This window comes from Bacteroides sp. HF-162 (genome assembly GCF_015679285.1).
Taxonomy (GTDB): domain Bacteria; phylum Bacteroidota; class Bacteroidia; order Bacteroidales; family Bacteroidaceae; genus Bacteroides; species Bacteroides uniformis.
The window spans coordinates 2,017,674-2,043,989 of the sequence record NZ_CP064937.1 but is presented as its reverse complement, the minus strand read 5'-3'; the positions used below and the strand labels follow the sequence as shown (position 1 = coordinate 2,043,989).

General features: G+C 44.4%; 25 protein-coding genes. 12 read left to right on the top strand and 13 right to left on the bottom strand.

Going from position 1 to position 26,316, the window contains the following annotated elements:
- Positions 1-92 precede the first annotated feature (92 nt).
- The 11 genes from ITJ87_RS08130 to ITJ87_RS08080 form a co-directional block, all read right to left on the bottom strand.
- Entirely contained in the window at positions 93-1,166 is a 1,074-nt protein-coding gene (locus ITJ87_RS08130) for a polysaccharide biosynthesis protein (protein WP_005636862.1), read from the bottom strand.
- A 5-nt stretch (positions 1,167-1,171) separates the two neighbouring features.
- Positions 1,172-2,341, bottom strand: coding sequence for a glycosyltransferase (locus ITJ87_RS08125; RefSeq protein ID WP_005636860.1), 1,170 nt, complete (start codon positions 2,339-2,341; stop codon positions 1,172-1,174).
- A gap of 6 nt (positions 2,342-2,347) precedes the next feature.
- Entirely contained in the window at positions 2,348-3,550 is a 1,203-nt protein-coding gene (locus tag ITJ87_RS08120; RefSeq protein ID WP_005636858.1) for a hypothetical protein, read from the bottom strand.
- Positions 3,538-4,881 carry a lipopolysaccharide biosynthesis protein gene (locus ITJ87_RS08115; RefSeq protein WP_152635387.1) on the bottom strand — a complete coding sequence of 448 codons (1,344 nt, stop codon included), beginning with the start codon at positions 4,879-4,881 and terminating at the stop codon, positions 3,538-3,540. The genes ITJ87_RS08120 and ITJ87_RS08115 overlap by 13 nt, the downstream gene beginning before the upstream one ends.
- A gap of 818 nt (positions 4,882-5,699) precedes the next feature.
- Complete coding sequence (gene wecC, locus ITJ87_RS08110) at positions 5,700-6,905, bottom strand: UDP-N-acetyl-D-mannosamine dehydrogenase (protein WP_005636852.1); 1,206 nt, start codon at positions 6,903-6,905, stop codon at positions 5,700-5,702.
- Between the two features lie 80 nt (positions 6,906-6,985).
- A complete protein-coding gene (locus tag ITJ87_RS08105; protein WP_152635386.1) occupies positions 6,986-7,690 on the bottom strand; it encodes a tyrosine-protein phosphatase in 705 nt (234 codons plus the stop codon).
- A gap of 59 nt (positions 7,691-7,749) precedes the next feature.
- Entirely contained in the window at positions 7,750-10,128 is a 2,379-nt protein-coding gene (locus ITJ87_RS08100) for a polysaccharide biosynthesis tyrosine autokinase (RefSeq protein WP_196096323.1), read from the bottom strand.
- 41 nt (positions 10,129-10,169) lie between these two features.
- Positions 10,170-10,964: a polysaccharide biosynthesis/export family protein gene (locus ITJ87_RS08095; RefSeq protein ID WP_005636845.1), complete on the bottom strand. Its 795-nt coding sequence runs from the start codon at positions 10,962-10,964 to the stop codon at positions 10,170-10,172.
- A 26-nt stretch (positions 10,965-10,990) separates the two neighbouring features.
- Positions 10,991-12,097, bottom strand: coding sequence for an MraY family glycosyltransferase (locus ITJ87_RS08090; protein WP_005636844.1), 1,107 nt, complete (start codon positions 12,095-12,097; stop codon positions 10,991-10,993).
- A gap of 24 nt (positions 12,098-12,121) precedes the next feature.
- On the bottom strand, positions 12,122-12,670 hold the full coding sequence (locus tag ITJ87_RS08085; RefSeq protein ID WP_005636842.1) for a UpxY family transcription antiterminator: 549 nt from the start codon (positions 12,668-12,670) through the stop codon (positions 12,122-12,124).
- 494 nt (positions 12,671-13,164) lie between these two features.
- A complete protein-coding gene (locus tag ITJ87_RS08080) occupies positions 13,165-14,388 on the bottom strand; it encodes a site-specific integrase (RefSeq protein WP_005656940.1) in 1,224 nt (407 codons plus the stop codon).
- Positions 14,389-15,240: 852 nt separating this feature from the next.
- Between ITJ87_RS08080 and ITJ87_RS08075 the strand changes: the two genes are divergently transcribed.
- From ITJ87_RS08075 to ITJ87_RS08035, 10 genes are all read left to right on the top strand, one after another.
- Complete coding sequence (locus ITJ87_RS08075) at positions 15,241-17,076, top strand: DUF3945 domain-containing protein (protein WP_005828772.1); 1,836 nt, start codon at positions 15,241-15,243, stop codon at positions 17,074-17,076.
- Positions 17,077-17,130: 54 nt separating this feature from the next.
- Positions 17,131-17,406: a DUF4099 domain-containing protein gene (locus ITJ87_RS08070; protein ID WP_007219032.1), complete on the top strand. Its 276-nt coding sequence runs from the start codon at positions 17,131-17,133 to the stop codon at positions 17,404-17,406.
- A 73-nt stretch (positions 17,407-17,479) separates the two neighbouring features.
- Entirely contained in the window at positions 17,480-19,240 is a 1,761-nt protein-coding gene (locus tag ITJ87_RS08065; RefSeq protein WP_152635383.1) for a DNA topoisomerase, read from the top strand.
- Positions 19,241-19,552: 312 nt separating this feature from the next.
- Positions 19,553-19,765: a hypothetical protein gene (locus tag ITJ87_RS08060; protein ID WP_005828779.1), complete on the top strand. Its 213-nt coding sequence runs from the start codon at positions 19,553-19,555 to the stop codon at positions 19,763-19,765.
- Between the two features lie 19 nt (positions 19,766-19,784).
- Entirely contained in the window at positions 19,785-19,994 is a 210-nt protein-coding gene (locus ITJ87_RS18655; protein ID WP_007219029.1) for a hypothetical protein, read from the top strand.
- Positions 19,995-20,014: 20 nt separating this feature from the next.
- On the top strand, positions 20,015-21,085 hold the full coding sequence (locus tag ITJ87_RS08055; RefSeq protein ID WP_005828784.1) for a PRTRC system protein E: 1,071 nt from the start codon (positions 20,015-20,017) through the stop codon (positions 21,083-21,085).
- A gap of 19 nt (positions 21,086-21,104) precedes the next feature.
- Complete coding sequence (locus tag ITJ87_RS08050) at positions 21,105-21,326, top strand: PRTRC system protein C (protein WP_005828787.1); 222 nt, start codon at positions 21,105-21,107, stop codon at positions 21,324-21,326.
- 42 nt (positions 21,327-21,368) lie between these two features.
- Positions 21,369-22,496: a hypothetical protein gene (locus ITJ87_RS08045; protein WP_005828790.1), complete on the top strand. Its 1,128-nt coding sequence runs from the start codon at positions 21,369-21,371 to the stop codon at positions 22,494-22,496.
- 32 nt (positions 22,497-22,528) lie between these two features.
- Complete coding sequence (locus tag ITJ87_RS08040) at positions 22,529-23,230, top strand: prokaryotic E2 ligase family D protein (RefSeq protein WP_005828792.1); 702 nt, start codon at positions 22,529-22,531, stop codon at positions 23,228-23,230.
- Positions 23,227-24,018, top strand: coding sequence for a PRTRC system ThiF family protein (locus tag ITJ87_RS08035; RefSeq protein ID WP_152635382.1), 792 nt, complete (start codon positions 23,227-23,229; stop codon positions 24,016-24,018). The genes ITJ87_RS08040 and ITJ87_RS08035 overlap by 4 nt, the downstream gene beginning before the upstream one ends.
- 22 nt (positions 24,019-24,040) lie before the next feature.
- Here ITJ87_RS08035 and ITJ87_RS08030 read toward each other — a convergent pair whose 3' ends face one another.
- Positions 24,041-24,763: an NYN domain-containing protein gene (locus tag ITJ87_RS08030; protein ID WP_007219026.1), complete on the bottom strand. Its 723-nt coding sequence runs from the start codon at positions 24,761-24,763 to the stop codon at positions 24,041-24,043.
- A 56-nt stretch (positions 24,764-24,819) separates the two neighbouring features.
- On the bottom strand, positions 24,820-25,113 hold the full coding sequence (locus ITJ87_RS08025) for a helix-turn-helix domain-containing protein (protein WP_005864565.1): 294 nt from the start codon (positions 25,111-25,113) through the stop codon (positions 24,820-24,822).
- Between the two features lie 408 nt (positions 25,114-25,521).
- Here ITJ87_RS08025 and ITJ87_RS08020 point away from each other — a divergent pair, with 408 nt between their 5' ends.
- Together ITJ87_RS08020 and ITJ87_RS08015 are read left to right on the top strand one after the other, a co-directional pair.
- Complete coding sequence (locus tag ITJ87_RS08020; RefSeq protein ID WP_007219025.1) at positions 25,522-25,821, top strand: helix-turn-helix domain-containing protein; 300 nt, start codon at positions 25,522-25,524, stop codon at positions 25,819-25,821.
- On the top strand, positions 25,818-26,120 hold the full coding sequence (locus tag ITJ87_RS08015; RefSeq protein ID WP_007219024.1) for a helix-turn-helix domain-containing protein: 303 nt from the start codon (positions 25,818-25,820) through the stop codon (positions 26,118-26,120). The genes ITJ87_RS08020 and ITJ87_RS08015 overlap by 4 nt, the downstream gene beginning before the upstream one ends.
- Positions 26,121-26,316 lie beyond the last annotated feature (196 nt).

The window sequence follows — 26,316 nt, the reverse complement described above, 5'->3', positions numbered from 1 at the left end:
GCGGGAACACTTTGAATAATTGTTCCCCCCCCAAAAAAAATACTTTGCGAAGTCGATGGCAACGCAGTAGATTGCCGGTTTTCACACACCGGCTATTCGGAACGGATTTCGCGCGCCTTTGCCTTCTCAATCAAGCCCAAATCCTCCTGAATAAAGCGCAGACGCATCAACTGCTTCTTCATACCCTCAACATCAAGGCGCTGAGTATTGTGGCTATGATAATCCTCAATACGAGAAACCACCTCATCACCCTCAGAGAAGAACTTGTCATAATTTAAGTCACGGTTATCACAAGGAATACGGTAATAATTGCCCATATCAATAGCCTTAGCCATCTCCTCGCGAGTGACAAGAGTCTCATAAAGTTTCTCACCGTGGCGAGTACCAATAACGCGAACCTCAGTATCTCCATATTTCGGATCAACCTTAGAATATATTTCCTTCAGTGCGGTAGCAAGAGTCTCCAAAGTAGCGGCAGGAGCCTTTTGGACAAAAAGATCACCATTATGACCATGGGTAAACGCGTATATAACCAAGTCAACAGCATCATCAAGAGTCATCATAAAGCGGGTCATATTCGGATCAGTGATAGTAATAGGATTACCCTCTATCATCTGCTCAACCCACAAAGGGATAACAGAACCGCGGCTTGCCATAACGTTACCATAACGAGTACAACAAATGGTAGTAGCCGCACCCTCGCCAAGTTCACGACCCTTAGCAATCGCAACCTTCTCCATAAGTGCTTTGCTGATACCCATAGCATTGATAGGATAAGCTGCCTTATCAGTAGAAAGGACCACAACATTTTTTACCCCATGCTCGATAGCAGAAAGAAGAACGTTTCCAGTACCGAGAACATTAGTGCGAGTAGCCTCCATAGGGAAAAACTCACAACTCGGCACCTGCTTGAGAGCGGCGGCGGCAAAAACGTAGTCAACACCACGCATAGCAATATCTACAGAAGTCTTGTTGCGGACATTACCGATATAGAACTTCACCTTAGAATTCTGCAAGCGGTGACGCATATCGTCCTGCTTCTTCTCATCACGACTGAAAATTCTGATTTCCTTGATGTCGCTGTCAAGAAAACGACGTAGCACAGCATTCCCAAAGGAACCCGTACCGCCTGTAATTAACAGGACTTTGTCTTTGAATACTGACATACTATTTATAATGATTTTAAAAATTTATGCATCTTTTCTCCAGCAGATATATGAGAATACGATTGCTCTATTAGCATTTTCCCTTTTTTAGCAACAGCTAATGCTTTCTCATAATTATCTATGATATATTTGAGCTTGTTAGCATAATCCAATGGCGATTCTGGTTTTGCAAAATACATATGTTCGCCATCCTTAAAGTATTTTGATGTTTCTCCAACATTGGTTGATAATACAGGAGTACCCGACATTAAATATTCTCCCAATTTAGTTGGGAATCCTCCGTCTGCACGAACAGTCACAGGTTGGGAGGAAACTAAAATGTCTGCTTCTGATAGAATCTTTGGAACATCATTATATTGAGCAAATCTAAAACTTGTGTTGTTTGCTAATCCCTCTTGCTCAATAATCCTTTCCAATATAGATTTATCTTTTAAATTTGGTTTTCCAAAAAGATACAAATGAACATCATAATTATCTCTTAGCAAGATAGATAAAGCGTACAAAATATTGTCTACATTATCTTTTGATAATTCCATATTTCCCATATAAATTAATTTCTTAGTTTTATTTATAGGCTTTTTTATTATATTATGGAATCGATTGACATCGGTAATGGATGAAATTATAATACCTGGATTGTCTGTGATTTTTTTATAATATTTCAATAAATTTTCGGTCATGGAAATATATCCTGAATATTTACTTAAAATAACACGATAAATCACTTCTTTCCAAAATGGTATTTTATTCTTTAATTTACCTCTAATAGGTGTTGGATACTCATCAAAAATAAAAATAAGTTTTCTCTTAAATAATATATTTAATACCCTCATATACAGCAGGCAAATGAGACTATCTGAGCTTATAATAAACACGTCATATCTTCTAATTTTATCTCTTTTATGTAATTTTACACCTAAGATAAAAAGAGAATAAATCATTTCATATGCATGGAATAGCTTATTACTAAATCGTTTGCTTCTGAATGAATAAAAATATGATATACCATTAAAAACGCCTTCATTATTATTATTCGCGTTAAAATTATTAGGTGCAATTGACCATACATCAACTTTATCACCACATTCTAATAAGCCCTTAGAATATGAGAAGATACGTGTTGTGGCTGCCATTCCATACGGAATAGGGTATTTACAAATAATGCCAATATTCATGTTTTATCAATTAAATTCTACGATATAAGGAGATAAAATTAACAAATAGAGTAGTATGTTATTTTCTATAGGATTACTAAAAAAACTAATACATACTACTAATAATGAAAGTGTAACAATAATAATTGACTGCCTATATTGATAGAAAAAATTACCAATCGAGTACATAAAAAAAGAGAATGCGAAAATACCCCATGTCACTAATGTGTTTCCCAAGCCATTAACAGTAACAATATGTTTCAAAGCCATATATGAAGTTGTATCTTGGACGCAACCCCAACCTATTGGAAACATCAAAAATTTATCCGTCAACAATTTGAAAGAAAGGATTCTATTGGCTTCATATAGTTTCCTGTAACCTTGATGGTGTACTATTCCCTTTTGTGCGGAGGATATAAATTCTTCGATTTTTGGAAGAAGGAAGTCTGCATTCATCAACCAACCTATTGAAAAAGCAGTACAGATAAGAATAAGTGCTTTTATATAAATATTTTGTCCTTTCAAAAGAAACAGTAGCAAAATGATAAAAAATGCCAAATATCCTGCTGTGGAAAATGTAGTTAAAAGGATTATAGTATATACCTTAATGTGTCTATTCAATTGAAAACCTTGTCGACATATATTATATGCAATCAAGATATTTAAAATCATCGCATATGCACCCGGTTCCCACATAAAACCACTATTCCTGAAGTTTCCATTACCCATATATGTAAAAAAGAAAGCATAGAAATAGTATTTCTGAGACTCCTTCTGATAAAAAATATCAGCGGTAAAAGGACGGAATACAGAAGTAAGGCTATTAAACATACTGGGAAAGAACAAGGATAAGATATAAAATATTGTAGAAATTAACGCCAGTTTATACAAAAATTGCTCATATTTATCCCAAAAGTTATCCTTGCAACAAGATAAACATAAATATGCAAGATAGATCAAAACAATTTTCCCTATAAAAGGAAAAAAATCTATATTTTTACCAAAATATAATGAGGATATTAGGTTTATTAAAATCCATCCACTTAATAAATAAAAAAGAATATTATTATATAAATTCTTATGATTTATAAAGCTATAAAGAGCTAATAATCCCACAACTATAATTCTAATAAAATCATTACTAGCAATGGACGATGCTCCTGATATCATCATAGTGAGAAAAACAAATATCGCTATTTCTAGCTTTGTAATAGAATTTACTTTACCCATATACTTCGTTTTCCTAAAAAAATATTTTTGATCTGTATCTTAGGCCAAATAGTATTGGCAAATGTTGATATAATAAGTGAAATAATTACTCCTTTTACACCCCAATAAGTACCAAGCAATAAAGCCAATGGAATATGCACAAAAGCCTCTATCATTGTAATATAGAATTGGAGCTTTACACACCCAATACCATTGATTATGCTCCCATATCTAGCCCATGATAATTGGATGCAGAAATACAATAATAGAAGAAACATTAATGATTTATCGGGTTTGATAGTTGATGATAACCACCATTTGTATACAAAATCTGATAATAAAATCAAAACTCCTCCAGCGGCAATCATTATATATGAAATGAATTGTAGTTTTTTTAATATTCCTTTAATCCATTGATAATCCTTTCTCGCATAAGCATCAGTGGCAGCAGACCAAAAAGGAGTCATGATAATCATAAAGGCCATCTCTATCAAACCAATGTATTTGTAGGCAATATTATACTCAGCCACAGAAGTATTTCCACAAGTATGGGCGATTATCAAGTTGTTTGACTGAAATAATAATAAAGTCGTCAATTGAATCCAAAAGAATTTACTCCCAAGAATAACAATCTCTTTTATTTTAGAACGCTCAAAGAAAGAGGGGGTTGGCATATATTGGGGTATCATTTTTCTAAACAGTATCAATGAAAAAATCATCAATACAACGACTGGAGCCATTGATATAATCATTCCCAATTTCAAAAGAGAAACTTCATTGCAAACATTTGTATAAATAAAAATTCCAATGAAAGCGAACAATTGACTAAGCATCAATATCAATGCGGATAATGCCGGCTTTTGTAAAGCGTACAATACAGAATTTAGAAGTTTTAGTAGCATTTGAAATGCTAAACTTGAAAGAACCCATAACATTAATAATGTAAGTTCACCATTAGGAATCGAATGAGCGTTTAGCAGACTATTCCAATTGCAAAATGGAACAATGCAGGCCTCTATGATAAAGAACAAGAAACATAAGATTCCCATTGCACCATAAGTAGTACTCACATATTTTCGAGCATTTATTTCATCTTTACAAGCAATTGATTCCGCCAATTTATTTCTCAGACCATTACCTAACCCAATGTCAAAAAATGCAATCCAAGAAACAATTGTAGTAATTGTCAACCATATTCCATATCTATCTTGATTCAAACTATTAATCAACAATGGAACATAAGCCAAATTAATAATGATGTTGCAAATTTTTATGAGCAACATCCCCAAAATATTCTTTTGTGCCTTTTGAGTTCTGCCTGAAGATGACTTAATAAAACTCAACCCTTTCATATCTTGAAACCTAAAATCACCTAATAATAGGATTATCTAAAAGAATTTTATACAGGAATAATATTCCACTTCTCCTCATACTCACTATGCATTAATATCGCCTTACCCTCTTTCTATTCAAACATCCTTGGCTTTGTGTCATCGTCGTGAAAGTCTGAATAGGAAGTTATATAGTAGTTCATATCTTGCAAGATCCATTCATTTGTATTAGCCAATACGTTGATTCTATGTTTTCGAAAAAATGTGTTATTTCGTGACTGATAGGGAATTCGATTCTTCCAATTTTGCCCAACCGAATTTTTTTCATCAATTCTAAATGCGATACCGTACCGTCAACGTAACCAAAATCACACAGACATGATGGATAGTCTTCATATATGTAAGATATATTCTATGTCGATATGACGTTTCCTGTATGTTTCTTCACAAGTCTTATTCCCAGCTAACACTTCAAATCTTCGGATAAACATAAATTCCTATTTTTTCGAGTATATATTTTAATTTGGATGCATAATTCTTGTATCAGGCACTGGTGATTATTATATCGAAACGCTTTTGATATTTTTTTACGAACCGCCCCCAATAATATATTGGTAAATACGCTGCAAAAGATATTGTTTTGTGGCAAAATCTTATCAAACTCCGAAAATATACATGAGATTTTTCCTGGAAAATCTCATGTATATTTTGATTATTCCTTTTTACATTGTGTATAAAAGGTCTTAATAAAAATTTCATTTCCGGTACTTGAACTATTTTATGTGCAATTTTCATTAGTTTCGGTGATAATTGTATTTGCACTTATTTAGAAATATCCATTATTTCTTGAATATTCCACAAAAGTCCAATATCATTTTATCCTTCCTCCAAGATAGCTCTTTAAACTCGTTGTGAGCCGTAAGGAACACCACGATGTCTGCCTTGTCGTAGGCTTCGCAGTAGTTAGTCAGCTTAAACACGTTGTGCTCTTTTACATTCGGTTCTACGACCAAAATGTCGGCATTGTTGCAGCTCTGCATCACTTTCGTGGTAATATACTTCGCCGGACTTTCACGCAAATCGTCAATATTTGGTTTGAATGCCAATCCCATCATGGCTATAACTGGTTTACGATGATTCTTCAACTCAAACTTCAACATGGCGTTCTTCACCTTTTCAGCACACCAGAAACTCTTGTAGTTGTTAATATCACGTGCATCGCTGATTAACTTGCTTTCTGCCGGGAAATCAGCAGTGATAAAGTATGGATCTACCGCAATACAATGACCGCCTACACCGCAACCGGGTTGCAGGATATTTACACGCGGATGCTTGTTGGCAAGGTTAATAAGTTCCCAAACATTGATACCAGCCTTGTCGCAGATAAGCGAAAGTTCATTGGCAAAAGCTATCTGTACATCGCGACTGGAGTTCTCCGTCAGCTTACACATTTCCGCTGTACGGCAGTTAGTCTTGTGAAGTGTGCCCTGCACAAATTGCGAATAGAATGCTATTGCCTTTTCGGTAGATTCAGGATTCAAACCACCGATGACCCGATCGTTGTGTACCAATTCATAGATCACATTACCTGGCAATACACGCTCCGGGCAATAGGCTATGAAAATCTTACTTTCCAATTCCGGACGTTCACCAAAAATGATGCGTGCCATAGCCTCTGTAGTTCCTACAGGTGAAGTGGATTCTATTACATAAAGATCCCCTTCTTTCAGTAACGGCAATACGGCACGTGTAGCCGCTTCCACGTAACTCACATCCGGCTCGTGGTTTCCCTTGAACGGGGTTGGGACCACCATGAAGTATGCATCGCTGACTTCCGGTGTAACCGAAGCCTTCAACATGCCAGCTTTCACTACTTCCTGTAACATTTCCTCCATGCCAGGTTCAATGATGTGCAAATGTCCCGCATTGGTCATTTTCACTACATGAGGATTAATGTCAACTCCTGTTATTTGAATGCCGTGCTTTGCGGCAATAATGGCTGTAGGTAGTCCGATGTAACCCAAGCCCATGAAACATGCTTTCATTTATCTTTGTATTAAATATTAAATCATTCATTTACATAAAAAACACATATTAGGGCAAAGTCTTCCCGAATGTAAATACGCTATATTTTACACACATTTTTCAAGAAAGACAGATTGTCTATTTTTTGCTTACAAGTTGTCACATAAAAAATAAGGGAGTGAACATCATTTCCTCCTAAATCATACATTCCTGCTTTTAATAATATCTTCGCTTTCTTCTCTATGTGCTTACCATACATTCCGACTAATGACGGTATATTTAATTGAAAAGAAATTTGGTTCTTTTTTAACGTTTTATAATCCATCATTTGCATATACTCATATCGTTCCGGATGGGCCAACAAAGGATGATAACCTTTCTTTTGGATGCGTTGCAAAATAGACAGTAATCCCATTGGTGGATTGAAATAAGAAGTTTCCACTAACAGATAACGTTTTCCCTCCTCAAGGGGTAACAGGTCATCCTTTTCCAACCGTTCCTCAAAAAGGTTATCCAACATATATTCCGCTGCCAAAGCCAATTCGATCTTTCCATGATACATTTGCTTTAATTCTTGGAACTTCTGTTGCAGATCCACTGTTTCATTGGGTATGTCTTCCATTATATGGGGGGTAAGCCAAACCTTACGAACGCCTAAACGTTCCATTTCTTCCAATATCGCCAACGACTCTTCCAACGTTTTCACCCCATCATCTACCCCGGGAAGAAGATGGCTGTGGCAATCAGTGAAACCACGGAAAAAACCGCTTTCCGCTAATACTTTTTTCTGTCGGAAAAAACACATTTCTGTTGACTGTTGGGAATAATAGCAAACAGTTTCCTTGTTTATTTTGGAATACCCCTCTATTTTGTGTTGCCGTAATAAGAGTCATACCCATTGTGGTAACCATAGCGGTAACCATAGCGGTAACCATAGCGTCCACCTGTACTTTCCGTACCATTCAATATCACCGAAAGGTTTTTGAACCGCTTTTCTTGATAAATACTTTCCAATTCAGGTAACAGTGAGCGGTCCAATAATCCCGCCCGTACCACAAAGAGTGTCCGGTCGGCATATTGCTCGATTATTTGTGTATCTGCCACAATATCAATCGGCGGGCAATCAATAAAGATATAGTCATACTCATCGCGTAAGTCTTGCATCAAGGTTGCCAGACTTCCATCCTCCAACAATTCCGTCGGATTAGGAGGAATGGTTCCTACTGGAATTATATGCAGATTAGGATACTTTTTGTCTATCACAAGCAACTCGTTCCAAACGACTTCCTTGTTTCCCAAGTAGTCACTTAAACCTTTCTTAGGCGACCCTACATAAGCCGAAACCGTTCCATGTCGCAAGTCCCCATCTATCACCAATACTTTTTTCCCTTTAATGGCAAAGCTCGTGGCTATGTTCACCGAAAAGAAACTCTTTCCACTACCCGGATTGAAAGAGGTAATCACAAATACTTTCTGATCGGTATTCTTGTTTTTCATAAAGTCCACGTTGGAGCGAAGTACACGAAAAGCTTCGTTGATGATGTTGCGATTGCCTTCTTCCACCACGATTGTTTTTTCCTGAGATTTGTTCTTCTTTTTCTTGTTATTGGAATATAATGGTATTTCACCCAAATAGGGCACACTCAAGTTCTCCAAATCTTTCTTACCCCGAACTTTGGTGTTCATGTTTTCTTGCATAAAGATAATGACTGCCGGTACTAAAAGCCCGAGAGCAAAAGCCACCAACAAAATGTTTTTCTTATTCGGTGCCATTGGTAAAGCACTGCCACGTGGAGCTGTAATCACTCGCGTATTATAAGCGGTAAACGCTTGGGACAGTTCGTTCTCTTCACGCTTCTGGAGCAGATACAGGTACAACTCTTCCTTTACTTTTTGTTGACGTTCTACCGATAACAAGTATTTGGCCTGACTCGGATTAGAAGCTAACTGTTGAGTGGTCGCCACTTCCTGTTGACGAATACTGCGTATCTGGGTATTCAGTGATACAATCAGATTATCAACTGATTGCAAAATGGTACGCTTCATACTCTGCATAGAGTTTCCCAAATCTTTCACCAACGGGTTCTTCTCGCTACTGTTAGCTATCAACCGGTTACGATCCAACACAATCTTGTTGTATTCTCCGATTTGACTTTCGATATTTACGTTAGCTATACCGGAGTTGGTTGGCAATGGCTGGTTCATTTCCTTGCTGTTCAGTTCGCGACGAATATACTGGGCCGTGGTAAGCTGATTGGTGAGTGCTTGAATTTCTTTTTTATTCTCAGCTGACTGGCTCATATACAGATTGGATGCGGCTTGTACGTCCGGCAACAGATGTTCACTCTTGTAGCTGGAGATGTTCTCATCCACATGACCCAATTCGTTTTCAATCACGCCCAAACGTTCACCGATAAACCGTGAGGTACTTACTGCTATCTGGTTCTTGTCCTGGATCCATTTCTCGTTATAAACCTCAATCAATGTATTTAATATATCTTCTGCCTTTTGTACAGAAGCATCATCAATGCTCAAATTAATAATGGTGGCATCTTCATTGCCTAATTCAGCCCACAATTTTTGCGTATAGCTGTCTGCCACCATATCAGCCGGTTCTTTACTATATTGAATAGTGCTGCCTGTAAAAAAATTCTCATATTGAGAAGTTAAGCTGATGGCCAATGTTCCTGCTGATGTTTGAATGGAATCTCCTATAATTCCTTCAAACCGTTCCCCAGTTTCTTCTCCAGCAACGATAAAGTTTGAAAGATAAAACTTGTTTTGTGCACCAACTTCTATATCAAAACTTACACTTTTTTTATTATCAAAAAGATAAGTCACCAATATCGGGCTTGATTTATATAATTCTATTCTTTTTAAGCCCCTACGAATAGTATATATCTCATTTAGCCCCAAACGCTTCACCACCTCTGTCATCAGCGTAGGGGATTTCAAGGTGAGCAGTTCGTTGTTGATATTGGTGTTTGATTTAAAAATACCCATATCTGCAAACTCATTCATTGCACTTGCCGGAGAATTGTTCTTGGAGTCATCCTTAATTAAAATGGCAGCCGTCCGGGTATAGACATTAGGAGTACTCAACAAATATAATGATGCCGTTGCCAACGCAACGAACAAGGAAGTGGCAAACCAATACCATTTCGGGATAAACATACCCCATAAATCTTGTATCCGTATAAAATCATCGGTAGGTTTGCCTGTGTTCGTTCTATTCTTTATCATTTTGGCTCTCTTTAATATCTTATAAAATAAAATTCAATACATTACTTGAACAGCAAAACACCCAGCGAGGATAGGAGCGAACCGATACTGATCCACAACGATACCGATTTTACACTGTTCTCATTAATGGTGCTTTGTCCGGCACGTACCTTGTTGGGCTGTACATACACCACATCATTCTGTTTCAGATAATACACCGGTGAATTAAACAGATCTTTCGAGCGGATATCCACCCAATGGGTTACACGCTCGCCGTTTTCTTCACGGATGACAAATATCGCATCTCGCTTTCCGTAGATGCTTAGGTCACCCGCCATACTGATGGCTTCCAAAAGGGTAATCTGATCTTTTGTAATGGCATATTTACCTGGAGTTTTCACCTCGCCCAACACGGAGAAATAAAGGTTCATAAACTCAACTGTAACTACCGGATCGTTTACCAGATTCTCTTCCATCAGCCTTTTTTTTACCAGGGTGGCAATCTGGCTCTTGGTCATACCGGCAATATGCAATGTTCCGACAACAGGAAAATCAATGTTCCCCTTATCATCCAATGTGTAACCTGATATTTCTCCATTGATGTTGCCAGAACGTAAATCAGAAGATCCGGCACGGTATTGCACCCGTGTCAAATTAAACAGAGCCGCCAATTGCGGATCCTTACTGGACACCATAATGGAAATCTGGTCTTTGGGTTGTACGGTAATATCCCGTGCCCCGATAATCGCCTCGGGTTGATTAACTACGATATCTTGAAAATAGACAATTTCTTTGGAGGTATTGCAGGACACCAATAAGACACACAAGAAACATAATTTAATTAAATGAAATTTCATATCTGATTTTTTTTCTGTACAGTTAATTATTCTACTTTATGTTTTCGTTTGATTTTCATAGTTATGTAGCAATGAATCACCGTCCAAACAGCCACATCCAACAGAAACAAGTTTGTTACGGAAAGGCAATGAATCAAAAAACAATTTCCCAATGCAAAAAAAGCTGCCATAATAATAATGCTTACCATAGCTTTACGTTGGGACATTCCTAAGGCTATAAATTTATGGTGGATATGATTCCGGTCTGGAAGAAATGGATTTTTACCGTTACGCAACCGGTGAATAACCACACGTATCACATCAAACATTGGTACAATCAAAAAAGAAAAAGCTATCACAATGCTACCGGGAAAGGCACTCTCTTTCACTGGATCGGACATACTCAGACGGATGACCATCACTGCCAGCAGCATCCCGATAGTGAGCGAACCGGTATCACCCATAAAGATCTTGCGTCCCCGATATATCTTACCGTATACGTTATAATAAAAGAACGGCAATAACACACTGAAAGCAGCTAGACTGATAAAGGCATACATCCACCATTGCAAATGGATGAACATGCAGCTGAAAGCGAGGAATGAGATAATACTCAACCCAGAGGCAAGTCCGTCAATGCCGTCTATCAAATTGATGGCGTTCAGGATATAGACGATGACGAATACTGTGAACGGCACTCCTATGTAATAAGGTATGACATAAATACCGAACAACCCGTATAGGTTGTCGAAGCATAACCCGGAAATCACCAACAGTATGCCACAAAGTATTTGCACTACAAATTTGGAACGGTAACGTACACCGATAAGGTCATCCATCATACCTATAAGATAAAGTATGAACAGACAACAGAGCATGGAAAGCAGACGGTTCGTCAAGTCCATGTCGAGTATGTTATAGCCCTGCCAAAGGTTGTAACCGATAATGGCAAGCGAAACCGTAACTGTGATACAAGGGAAAAAGGCGATACCGCCTAACCTTGGTATATGGGCAGTATGCAACTTACGTTCGTCCACTGAGTCGAACAGGCGACGTCGGAAAGAGACCAACGAAATGCGAGGCAGGACCATCGCACTCAATGTCCAGCCGACTATGACTATAAAGGCAAATTCGATAAAATGAAGAATGTCCACTATATGATTCTTTTGATGATTTTCTTAATCTTGCCCTATCCGTTGTAGAAAGGCTTGTGGAATATAGGAAGTAGCCACGGCGCATACGCCTTGGACGGTGACCACCAAACGGCGATTCTTCCTAATCCGGCAGATAACCCCTTCCGCTCCCTTGAACTTTCCGTCAATGACCCGTACACGTTCTCCCTGTTGAAACTTGGAATTGTCCTCCCCGAAATATTCCATTCCCTGCTCGCCGGACGAGGTGACCAGCATGAAAATGTTCATTTCCCGATCAGGAATGGCAAGGGGAAGTCTTTTCAATCCCTTCTGTCTTGTATATAGGATTACCTTATTGGTGAATTGTCGCTGTACTTCCAAAGCACGACAAACGGTTGAACGGAAGAACATAAGCGAATTAATGACCGGACGACGGAGTTTCTTCTTTATGCCGTTACGTTCCATCAAGGTTTCCTCACAAGGAATGTAAGTCTCGATCTTGTCTTTTTTCAATATATCCTCAATCTCGAAAACTTTGTTATAAAATACTTTTAGGGCGAACCAATGTTCGTGTGTGTGTGTTTCTATGTTCAACGAAAAGTAATGTTACCGGGTTGATAAAAAGAATATAATTTCCATTCCTGCACCTTCTGCTTTTTCAAATAAGGAAGATACAGCAATCAAGGTTAATCCGGTTTTTTCCTTCATAGGACTTCCGGAATGCGGGCCGCTCCTGACTACAGTGAGCGGATACCGTAACCCCGTATTCGTACCGTTTCTATGTAAGAGAGGGTACACATGTTGTTTTTTTCTGATAATCAAGAATATACATTGCTATAAAAGTACATTTTTGCTCGGTTTGCTCGGTTTTAGACTCGAAAATACGCTCGAATGGAAAATGCAACGTTCTCCTTTTATTTTATATTCTTATTACGGCACTATTTTGATTCATATTAAATTAGTAATATAAATTATTGATAATCAGCTGTTTGTAAATGGGGGGGGGTAAAATAAGGAAATAAAAACGTTTATTTTACTTTTCAGTTTTACTGAGAATCATTACCTTTGCAGTGTGTTTTTACCCTCTCTTACATAGAAATGGTATCGTTCAAACCCTTCAAAATCTTCTCGTTCGCATTATCTATTATGGCATTGTCCAAAGAATCCAAGTAAATAAGCGTAGTCCTTTCGCTGCTGTGTCCCATCCCCGCACTGATGACGGCAATCGGTACGTCGTGGTTGCGTGCGGCGGTAGCCCAGCTGTGGCGTGGCGTATATGAGGACAAAGGTAATGGTTCGCCAAGCAATTTGCCCAACCGTTTCAACTTTCGGTTATGGTAGTTCAATCCGGTCCGATATTGACGGTAAGCCAGCTCCGGCTGTTCATCGGTAAGGATGGGGAAAAGATATGGACTTTCCGGACAAGTCCGCCCATACCGTTCCAATATCGTTACCATACACGGCTCTATGCGGAGTGTCAGGTATTGCCCGGTCTTATGACGATAATAGGTGATTCGTCCTCCACCTACATCCTCTTTTTTCAAATAGGCCATATCCACAAACGCCATCCCACGGGCGCAATAGCTGAACACGAACATATCTCTTGAAAGTGCCAGAGCCGGTGATCCGGATAGGTCAAGCCGCTGTAACTTCCGAATGGTTTCCTCATCCACGGCACGCTTCGATGTGCGAGCCACTCCTGTATAAACCTCACGAAACGGAAAGGTCTGCACCGCAAGACCTTGCTTTACGGCCTTGTTATAGACGGCACGCAGAATCCGCATATAGAACGAGCTGCTGTTTCTCGCTACCTTTTGTTGCCACAACCATGACTCATACCGACACGCCAGGGCGGAATCCAACGATGAAAAAGGAATGTCGTCACCGTCCAGGAAAGCGGAAAAGCTGTTCAGTGCACGCCGGTAATTACGAGAGGTGCCGTATTGGCCATTCTCCCAAAGCGTTTCCATCTCTTTTTTCATGTAGTACAGGAAACCGGGCTCGGAAGGCAGGGAGCGATAGCGGTTGAGTATTTCCGACAAGGTGTATGTTTCTCCGCTACAGTCCAGCTCGCGGATAATCTCACGGATGTCACGCATCTCCTTTTCCGCCCGTTTCCGGTAGGCGGTCAGGACCCTCTCATTGCCGGGGACAGCGACAAGCTCACGTTTCGTCTCATTCCACCACTCGGGAAATATCCTCATGTCGGTGGTAATCTGCCTGTTCTCCTGACGGTGGCAAAGCTGGTAACAGAGCGTGCCGGCCTTACCCTGTACCGTCGACGGACGGAATTTTAATTTAATGGTAGCCATATATAGTCTGTTTTATGATGAATAATAGGTACATAGATACAACCCGTGGGCTATATTGTTGAAGGAAGAAAATATTTAGTCATGGATTCCGCTTCTCCACTTGGAACACCGAATATCACCTGATGCCGATGCCAAACTCTGTAAATCTTCTTGAAAGACAGTCCGAATAGCCTCGTAAAGAATCAAAGTCCGAAAATGAAAAGCGACGTTTTTTCCGTGGAACAAGTCTAGAAATATTTATATCGCATAAACAACAAGACAGTATATGTTTTCTGGGAAATTCGTAAAAACAGACGGATACCAGCGAGTTCCCTATAATCAAAGATAAATCAAAACCGTATTGTCACGGGCGTTCCGGCTTCGCTTTCCATGAGTATTTTCCTTGCGACAAGTCGCGGAAAATACACATGGAAACAAACGCCCGGACAATGGTTTTGATTTCGGGAAAGATTATAGGGACTCACTGCGACCGACGCGACGCATGACCGTGTCATTGATGAAAAAAGGAGGGCCTCCTTTATATCCCTAATAAATTCGGCAGGAAGTACGGGATATATGGGCAGACCTGCAATGTCTTATGAAAAAAACGCCGCCCCATGAGAAGACAGGGACTTCAGCTCCCTCTGCTCTGCATAATCCTCCCTTTGCGCCCGTGCCGGCTTCTTCGCCCTTCCTCCGCATACCATATCCTTGTTTTCACGGCATGTTTCTCTCACGGAAAACTAGTCTTTCGGACATTTGACGACATCTGATGACATCTGATGACACCTTTTTGAAAATCAGTGTTTTATTCGGATTTAGCCCATATTTTTGAAGTGTCAAAGCAATTTATTAACCCCAAAAAGAAAAGGTATGGCACAAGAAAAGAGCCCAAACGAGAAGCCTGGACGGCCCCGGAAACCGAAGGTCATGAACGATGCCCCTTTGGTGGAACAGATCACCGAGCTGATGATGATTCATAACAAGAGTGATCCGAAAGCCGGTGTACAAGTGGTCAGCGAGATCGACAAGGACGGGAAGGTCAAGACGGTTCCAGCGGACGAGAAGAATGAAAACTCATTCCTGAAATTCGACAAGAACTCGAGCATACTCGAAAACTTCATCAAGAATTTCTGGAGCCAGTTCAAGGAACCGACCCATTTCCGCCTGCTCCGCATGACCTTCCACGACTACAAGGTGAACAAGCAGGCGATCAAGGACCTGGCGGAAGGGAAAAAGACGGACGTGGTGAAGGAGTTCCTCAAACGCTACGAGATCCGTCCGAGAGAGAACAAAGAGGAACAAAACATGAATAAACAAGAGACAGCCATGGCAAAAAAAGAAACGCAACCGCAGGAACCCCTGCAACAGAGTGAGGTACAACAAGCATCCCAGCAACAACAGCAACCGCAGGCACAGCAGGTGCCACAAGAGCCGCAAGGCCCGCGCTATCGTTACAATGAGAACATGATCGACTGGGAGGGATTGGACAAGATCGGTATCTCAAAGGCGACACTCGAACAGCAAGGACTTCTTGACTCCATGCTGAGAGGTTACAAGACCAACAAGCTGGTGCCGCTGACACTTAACATTCCCGGCGTGCTGACAGCCAAACTGGATGCGAGGCTCTCGCTCATACCGCAAGAGAACGGGCAGGTGGGGCTGGCCGTTCACGGTATACGCAAGGAACCGCAACTGGAACGCCCTTATTTCGGGTTTAACTTTAGCGAGGAAGACAAGAAGAACCTGCGTGAGACCGGCAACATGGGACGTGCGGTGGAACTCAACCTGCGTGGCAGCGAGTACACCCCCTGCCTGATCTCCATCGACAAAAACACCAACGAGCTGGTCGCCGTCCGGCAGGAACATGTCTACATCCCGCAGGAAGTGAGCGGGGTAAGACTTACGGACGAGGAGATCAGACTGCTGAAGGAGGGACAACCCGTCAAGGTGGAGGGGATGACCTCCAAGGCGGGGAAGGAGTTTGACGCCACGCTTCAATACAGTGCCGAGCGCAGGGGGTTGGAGTTCATCTTCCCGAAGAACCAGGTATTCAACGAGAAGTCCATCGGGGGCGTGCCACTCTCGCCCACCCAGATAAAGATGCTCAGCGAGGGACATACCATCCTGGTCGAGGACATGAAGTTCAAGAACAGGGATGGAGCTTTCTCCGCGTTTGTCACGATAGACCAGACGACGGGACGGCCGAATTACACCCGTCATAATCCGGAAACCGGAGAAATCTATATTCCAAAGGAAATCTGCAACGTGCAGCTGACAGCCGAGGACAAGGAGGTCCTGCGCAAGGGGCAGGCCGTCTATCTGGAAAACATGATCAACCGTAAGGGAGAGGAATTCTCCGCATTTGTCAAGCTGGACATGAATACCGGCAGGACGATGTACTCACGCACGCCGGATGGGTTCAACGAGCAGCAGGCACCACGTATCCCGGCGGAGGTTTACGGCCATGTATTCACGGCGCAGGAAAAGGCGAACCTCCAGGACGGGAAGACCCTCCTGGTCGAAGGACTGAAAAACAACGGGCAAACGTTCAGTTCCTACCTGAAAGTAAACCCTTATTCCGGACAGTTGCAGTATTTCCAAGAGAACCCTGATATTCGCAGGGATACTTCCCGTCGTGCAGCACAGGCGGATACCGCCCAAGGCCAGCAGCAGGAACAAAAGAAGGGCGCAAAACAAGCGGTATAACCCCAATCAGAGAGAAACAAAATGAATTTTACAAACATCAAATCCCCAAACCGTATGAATACGAATCGGAACATCCCTTATAATTATAATGTAAAAGATATTGATTGGCCCGGTCTGAAGGCCGTGGGTATCAGCAAGGAGCAACTGGAAGCGGACGGCAACCTTGACCTGTTGTTGCAAGGCAAGGAGTCGGAAATCATCCCGTTGAAACTCTGTACCCCGGTAATCAGCCTGACCATGGACGCTACACTCAAACTGGTACCCGGTGACAACAACAGGACAATCATGGAAATCAACGGCATCCGTCAGGAGGAATCTCCAAAGAAATAACAAAAAAATAAAATAAGTTTAACCTGTCCCTGTACTGCCCAATCCGGTACGGGGCATCAAAAAGAAAAAGAATATGATCGCAATAGTGACTGACAGGCCCAACGTGGGCAGAGAGATAGCAAGAGTGTTGGGAGCCGGCAGAAAAGAGAACGGTTATATGACCGGGAACGGCTACATGGTGACATGGACATACGGCAATATGCTTTCCCTTGCAATGCCGAAGGATTCAGGAACAGCCCATGTGGAGTGGAAGGACTTTCCTCTGCTGCCGCCTTCCTTCCTGACAGTAAGGCACGTGAAGACGGATACCGGGTGGAATCCCGACATCAATGCGGTGCTCCAGTTGAAAGTGATTGCCAAGGTGCTCAACGCATGCGACACCATTATCGCGGCAACCGATGCCTCCCGAGAGGGAGAGATGCTGTTCCGCCATCTTTACGGTTTTCTGGGATGTAAACAACCCTGCCTCCGCCTCTGGATCTCGTCTCTGACGGACGAGGCCATCACGGAAGGTATGGCGAACCTCCTTCCATGTGATCGGTTCGACAACCTGTTCCTTGCGGCGGACAGCCGTAACCGGGCGGACTGGCTCCTGGGGGTCAATTCAAGCTATGCCATCTGTAAGGCGGTAAGCTTCGGGAACAATTCGCTGGGCAGGGTACAGACCCCCGTACTGGCGGAGATATGCAGACGGTACCGGGAGAGGGAGAATTTCCTGCTAGCCGACAGCTGGCCGGTATTCGTCAGTCTCTGCAAGGACCGACAAATCATAAAACTGCGCCACACGGAAGATTTTCAGGAGTACCGGTACGCGTCAGAACTGTACGGTGACTGCAAGGCGGTACGGAACGCACGTATCGCGACGGTCAGCCGCGAGAGCGAGGACATCCGGGCACCGGCTCCCTACAACCTGACCGAACTTCAGAAGGACGCGAACCGTTACCACAACCTGACAGCCATACAGGTACAGGATATCACCCAAGGCCTGTACGAAAAGAAACTGATCTCCTATCCGCGTACCGCCAGCCGCCTGCTGACAAGGGACGTATATGACACGTTGCCCGCTGTCATGGAAAAGATTCTTTCCCGCAAGGAATTCCGCCAATACGCCAAAATGACGGACTTTGCCGCGCCGCCAAGCGACATCAGCGCACAGGAGACGACAGATCACCACGCGATCATTGTCACCGGCATGCCCCCCGGAACATTGAACAAGGAGGAACAACTGGTCTATACGCTCATTCTCGGCAGGACACTCGAAGCCTTCATGCCATCCTGCCGGGTGGAATATACGACCATCGACGTAGTATGTGCCGCACGGAAGTTCAGCGTCCAAACGTACCGCGTCCTGAAAAAGGGGTGGCTCAGCATCTTCGGGCGGGAACATCTTATCGCAAGGGGGGGTATGCCCTGTTCCGCACTACCGGATTTCTCCCCGGGAGAGCCGGTACCGGTAAGCGGATGCAATATCGTCCGCAAGAGAACACTTCCGGTATCCCCCTATACGGATGAGGAGCTGGTCGGCTATATGGACCGGAGCGGATTAGGGACCGTCTCCACGCGTACCAATATCATCCGCACACTGCTGGAGCGTAAATATATCCGCTATTCAGGCAAATATGTCATCCCCACCCCAAAAGGGCTTTTCTTCTATGAAACGGTACGTGGGATGAAAGTGGCCGACACCTCCCTCACTTCCGGATGGGAAGCGGAAGTGGCACGGATAGAACAGGGAAAACTCACGCAAGAGGAGTTCCTGGGAGGGGTACTGGAACAGGTGAAGGAGGTGACCGGTGAGATATTCCGGATCTATCAGGCTAAAAACAACCCGTAGGATATTACGCCACCGGCACGGGACGATTCTCAAAAGAGCAGGGAGTACAGGCTTTCAATGCCGTACTCCTTTTTTCATGGGAGATTGGATAGTTTTTCCGCTTTTAACCGGCAAAGGTCTTGGATTGCCTCGTTTTTGCCGCAAGGCGGCCCCCTTTGGGGGCTTGGTTGGTCAAAAGAAAATCATCCTCGCTACGCTGCGGTATTTTCTTTTGACCAAGCCTTGCGCAAAAAGGCAATCCAAGGGCCGGAGGCCTATAAAATCGGGAAAACATATCCCGATGGGATTATTCATTCTTAAAAATTTAAAGATATGAAACTGCGACTCATCGAAAACATCTGCAAGCGAGTGGTCTCACTGGTCCTGCTTACGGGAATATGCCTGCTCTACAGCAAGGGAATCATTCCCGTGTACCTGATCGTCCTGTTCCTTTTATCGGGAACAATCATAGGATTCCTCTTCAGGGCATTCCTCCTTGTGATAAAAGTCATCCTTATCCTGTCCGTCATGGGCATGCTTGCATAACTCCTAAAATACAAAAAACATGAGAACCGCGACATCCACCCCCTCAGCCCCGGTCATGCCGGTCGCATGGCCCGTCACAAAGCGCATAAAACCTGTCAAAAAACGGTTCCCCTGCATATTGGACGAACCGAAAACAATAGGCCACTACCTGGAGCCATTAAAGGACATCGCGTCCAATCCCGACAGGCAGAGACTCCTGAAAGAGTTTTTCCAAGAAACTTATGTATAACTTACAAATATTTTACCATTATGTTTTTTCAAACGATCAACCGAATGATTACGGCAGGCACAGACCTGAGTATCAACATCAGACAAGTGAATGACAAACTGACCGTGGCCGTCATGCCCCGGCGTGCGGGACTGAAAGACGAGGCCGGGGAACAAATCGTCCCGCTGGTATTGAACGGTACCCCGGAAGAGCTGGACATGGAATTCCTGGGAGCGATCACCGCGCCCGTACAGAAGGCGCAGGGCATCCTTACCAACCTGGAAACATTCGAGAAACAAGCGGAACAGGCCGTATCACAAAGCAAGGCGGCCAAGTCCGTAGCTGAGAAGGAATCAAAAGAGGTACGCGAGAAACGGGAGAAGATGGAAAAGCTGCTTAAAAAGGCGGAGGACGCCACAGGCGGCAAACGCTATTCCGAGGCGTTGACCTGGCTCAGACAGGCAAAACGGCTGGCCATGCCGGACAAGCAGAAGGAGATTGACGTGAAGATAGCGGAGGTACAGAAAAAAGCGTCCGAGGGCAGTCTCTTCGGAGCGGAACCGGTAATGCCGGAACCACAGCCCGCGCAGGTTATCCAACCGGTGGCGCCGCAACCGGTACCCGGTCATGCCCCCCGATATCAGGGAGGGGAACAGATACGGATGTTCGCACCCGAACAACCGTCCCGCCAATCTCCCCACCAGATTCCGCGGTCGGTACAAGGCACGCGACCACAACAGGTTCCACACGGACAGGCGGCTTCACGACCAGGAGCGGATGGTACACCGGCCGGCTGTCAGCAGCCCGTGAACCGACCGCAGACCATACAATTCCACCAGCCGGTACAGATGCCGCAATCACAGGTATACGACGGTCAATGGCTGCAACCCGTCCCTTCGCAACCGCAAACGGCTTCCACGCAAACCGTTCCCGATAACAAAGGGGAAAGCGAATACGGGGCACGAGCGCAGGACATGGGACAGTACGGCTTCGACAAGGACGACGAGCATGACAGGGAGCTCCTGCGTGAGGACCCTTACGCGGAATATCTCGACTTCCCGGAGGAATACCGCATGAAAGACGAGGCACAAATGGAAATGATATGTTGTTAAACCCTATAAAAATACAATTATGGCACTAGAAATTAAAGGATTGCAGAGAGTTTTCAAAATCAGGAAAGGCTCGTCGGAAATAGAGCTGGCCGATCCGGACAACAGCCTGTCCCCGAACGAGGTGATGGATTTCTATTCCATGACCTATCCGGAACTGACCACGGCGAGCGTACACGGTCCGGAATGCGAGGATGACAGCGTGGTCTACCGGTTCAAGACGACCATCGGAACAAAAGGGTAGATATATGGCAAAGAGAATTTCCATCAAAAAAAAGGAGGATACATGCAAAACGCTATCAGAATCACAAATGGCGGGACTGGCCGTATTGATCATCAGGGCCGCCGACCTCTCGTACATCGGACGGGGTACGATGGGCCGGGAAAAAAGAAGACTGCCGCCACCGGGGAGCGTAACGCTTTTTTGACAGGCAGATTCCTCCCCATCGCGGCGGACTATCTGGTGGAGGACGAAACGGGAGGGGCATGCGTCAACCTGACCACGTCCGAAAACTTTGACTATCTATACCGGTCCGCCCTGCGATATGCCGATCTCATGAATGTCAGGCTCCCTTTCCGCGCGAGGAAAGGGAGCGGTCCCCGCATCAACATCACCGCCTTATACAAGGCCCTGGACGAGACCTTGCCGGAACATGTCAATCTGGAGGAAAGGGCCGGGAGGCTCCATTTCTGCCTGTACAGGTTCCATGACTGGCCGGACCATACCCTGTTCTGGCTACCCGTCGATTTCACGGAGAACCTTCCTGTACCGTTACGGCGTATCGTCCGGGAATTCATACGGCAGTTCGTACGTTACCACGGGTTGAACGCCGTCACGGAAACATGGTATTATGAGCTGGCGGTGGAGGAACTGGATGACTGGAAGAACCGCGATCCCGAGGCTTCCCCTCAGACAATCCGTAAATACAAACGCCTGGCGGAATCCTACCAATCCGGGAAAATCGCAAAAACACTTAAACGAATGGAAGGGAAACCGTTCTGTACCGATCTGGAAGAAAAGGTCCGGAAATACCGGGCGGCAGTGAAGGAGGAACGGGAGCTTTTGGAACTGATACGGGAAGGGATGGGACTGATTACCCCAGGAAATCCGTGCATCATGCAATACGGTTACGATTGGGCGTATGAAAGATCACCGGATTTCCCCCCGATCGACCTGGACTGTCAGATCATGCTGGCATATTCCAACAATGACACCCTTACGGAGAACATGGAATGCTATTTCAACTCGGACTACCGGGAGACGTATGCCATCACCCCGGTCACAAGCATGTACCTGACACCTGAGACGGACAGACTGTTCCGGATGGACGACTATCCGGAGAGACTGTCCGGATGGATGGAACGATTCACGCAATGCATAAACTGGCATTTTAAAGTGCCCGTTTCCCAATAAATAAAGAAACGAAAACAAAAAAAATACAGGATATGAACGAACTTACCAAGCAACTGCAAGAGATAATGGTGCCCAAAGCGGCGCTGATCGCCTATGAGTACCAGGAAGGTCACTACGCAAGCGGAAGTCACTACCTGGAACTACGCCCTATCAACAAAAAGGGAAGAATGGAAGCCGGCATTCCGGTTACATATGAATTCATGGACTCCCTGGTGGAATCCTATTCGGACGGGAACCGGCGTATCCCGCACGGGTGGCTGCCACCCAACATGCTGTGGTGCGATACCCGCAGGGGGCATGAAAGCTATGTGTGGTATAATCCGCCGGGAAAACGGCGGATGTTTTTCAAGAACGACCTGAACATCGGGGATGGAATGTTCCACGTGCCGGGAGTCATTTATATCATTAAAAATGAAAGGATGGACATCTTCGCCTACAAGGGGAAAAAACCGGACGGGAGGACACCGCTCTATCTGGCCCCTTTTTTCAACGTGACCGGTGGAAACGTATGCCTGGGAAACTCCACACTGGAGAAACCGGAGAGCCTGGATTTTCACACCCTGTTGGAATATTGGGAGAAACGTTTCTGGCTCAGTGAATTTTCCCATCTTGGAGGAGGGAAGAACCCGACAAGAAACAATCTGGTCCTGGTTACTGAGCGGATGCGTGAACAGCCGTTCGACAACGACGAACTCCAACCGATCAACAAACGATTGAAAGACATCCTGCCATGAGAAAGATCCATTTCACAGACAAGTACCTGCTCAGTCCCTATCACCCCGTAACCGTCCTGGTAGCCGGGGCGGGTGGAACCGGCTCGCAGGTAATAACCAACCTGGCACGCATGAGCGTGGCATTACAGGCTCTGGGACATCCGGGGCTGCACCTGACGGCTTTCGACCCCGACACTGTCACGGAAGCAAACATCGGCCGCCAGCTGTTCAGCGAGACGGAACTGGGGTTGAACAAGGCGACGGCGCTTGTCACCCGCGTCAACCGTTTTTTCGGTTACGCGTGGGAGGCCAGGGAATGCCGCTATCCGATCATAACCAAAGAAGGGGATAAAAGCGTCCCGCTGGCGAACATCATCATCACCTGTACGGACAACACCCGTTCCCGGCTCGATCTGTGGCGGTTCCTGAAGAAATACAGGGAATATAAAAATAACGATGAGAAAGCGCCGATATACTGGTTGGATTTCGGGAACGCCCAAACCACCGGGCAAGTCCTGGTAGGCAATATCCGGAGCAAAATAAGCCAGCCCGCATCCAGCGAATACCTTCCCATGCCCAGGATGAATGTCATCACCGAGGAGGTCAGCTACTCCACCATCCGGGAGGAGGACTCAGGCCCGAGTTGCTCACTCACGGAGGCGTTGCGCAAGCAGGATCTGTTCATCAACTCCATGCTGGCACAAATCGGTTGCGACATCCTCTGGCGCATGTTCAGAGAAGGGAGGACATTCTACCGGGGGGCCTATCTCAACCTTGACACGCTACGGGTAAATCCCATTCCGGTATAAACGGACGTGGATTTATTCCCGGTCATTCCTGCCGTACGGCCCGACCTTTCATCCGTACGGCACTCGCCACTCCCTTTTCCGTCATGACCAGCTCGTACCGTTCCAACCTTTCATAGAGCTTGCCCAATGTCTTGCATCCGTATCTCTTGACCTTGAATTTGGGCATCATTTTCTTCAACGAGCCGCCTATCAGGGAAAGGGAGACCTCCTCCTTGCCGTCAGCCGCCTGCTGGAAAGCCTTGTCAAAAAACTCCATATCCCTTCGGATAAAAAAATCCGGAGTGTTCTCCAAGGTCTTGTTTTCCTTACGGTCGGCATACAGGAATACGGAACAGGAACGTATCAGCGATACGGGAGTCTTGCCCTCCCCATATCCCAGTACCTTCAATCCCGCCTCCCGTATCCGTTGCGCCAACGGGTTGTAGTCACCGTCACTGGCGACCAGACAGAAACAGTCCACCCGGCCGTCACGGAGAATGTCCATGGCGTCTATGACCAACGCGATATCCGTAGTGTTCTTTCCTGAAGCATAGGAGGAGGCCTGCACCAACCTGAACCCATATTCCCGGGCGGTCTCCTTCCATCCGGAAAGAGCTTTCCTCGTCCAGTCACCGTATATCCGTCTGATAACGGCATCCCCATAACGGGAAACAAAGCCCATGATATCCTCCATCCTCTCAAAGGACACGTTGTCACCGTCAATCAGAACCGCAATGAGATATTTTGAATTGGTATTTGTCTTCATAACAACCGTTTATAAGACAAAGTTAGCATAACTTCCGCATATCCACATTGCCCCGTTCAGTTTTTCTTTCCCCGTTTCTGCAAAAAATCCTGTATATCCGAACTCCTGTAGAAATTCTTGCCGTTCTCATCCGTCTGGTAATAACGGATCAGTCCTTTTTCCCGGTAGCGGGCCACGGTCCGAAGCGACACGTTGAGCAGCCTGGCTATGTCATAGTTGTCCAGAAGCTCGTCACCGTTCAAGAACTCCTTCACACGGCCCATCCTATCCAGTTTCTTCTCTATGCGGTCAAATCCTTCCACTATGGTCATTATCATTTTCTCGAGCACTTCATTATCTATATACATCATGGCATGTATCTCCTGTATTTTTTAAAGGTTACTACTGAAATACCCCCGGTGCGCACTGTAAGAGTATATACCATTTTATTATGAAAAATGTATGCCATACCTCCTTTATGTCTTTTAAGCAGAATTATAACACATTGATAATTAGATATAAATTGTATTTTTCTTCCTTTTCGAATGTAACAGGTGTAAACAGGTAAAGTGTAAAACTGTAAAATACGGATTGTAAACTTTACATATTACCGGCTATCCGCTACCGCCATGCCTTATCTTTCCGGGGAACAGGCTAAAAATATCATAAACCAATGTATATCTGACATCTGATGACATCTGATGACATTTGCGGACACCTTTTTGGATATGAGTCTCCCTCTCCATACTTTCGTATCAAATCGAAAAAAGGAAAGACTTATGGAATTTGTGTGTATCGAGGCCAAGACATTCATGGAAATGAACGAGGCCCTGGAAGCCATCGCCAGAAGAGTACATGAGACATGCGGAGGAAGCACGCGGGGCATGGATGAGTGGATCGACAACCAGGAGGCATGTACGCTTATGGATGTCTCGCCAAGAAAAATGTTACAACTCCGGAGAAGCGGGTCCATCCCCTACAGTTACATAGACCGTAAAGTATATTACAAACGGCAGGATATCATCCGCTTTATGGAGGCGGAAATTCATCGTGTGACACCTCTAAATCGAATGATATGATCCAATCCATGCTGACCAAGGAAAGCCCGGAAATCATACGCTTTTTCCGGAATATTGAGAGCCTGTCCGAAATACTGGACACACAGGCGGAAAAGATGCGGCCGGTTCTGAACGGCGAACGTTATATGACCGACAGCGAGCTGGCCGAACACCTGAAACTGACACGGAGAACACTGGCCGAGTACAGGATAACAGGTAAACTGCCTTATTACAAAGTGGGAGGCAAATTATTGTACAAGGAAAAGGACATCCTCGTGCTGTTGGAAAGAAACAGGATGGAGGCTTTTGATTATAGATGATCCTGTCTGTGGCCACTAGTGTCGTATTCCTATTTCTTACCCGCAAAGGGCACCTTTTGCCCCCGGCTGCGCAAGGCGGTCCTTTGGACCGGTTGACAGAAAAAATAATCCTCACTTCGAGAGGGCACTGAAAAATAAGAACTTTTTCAGTGCCCTTTCGATTGAGTCCTAAAAAATGAGTTCGCCAAATCCGAGA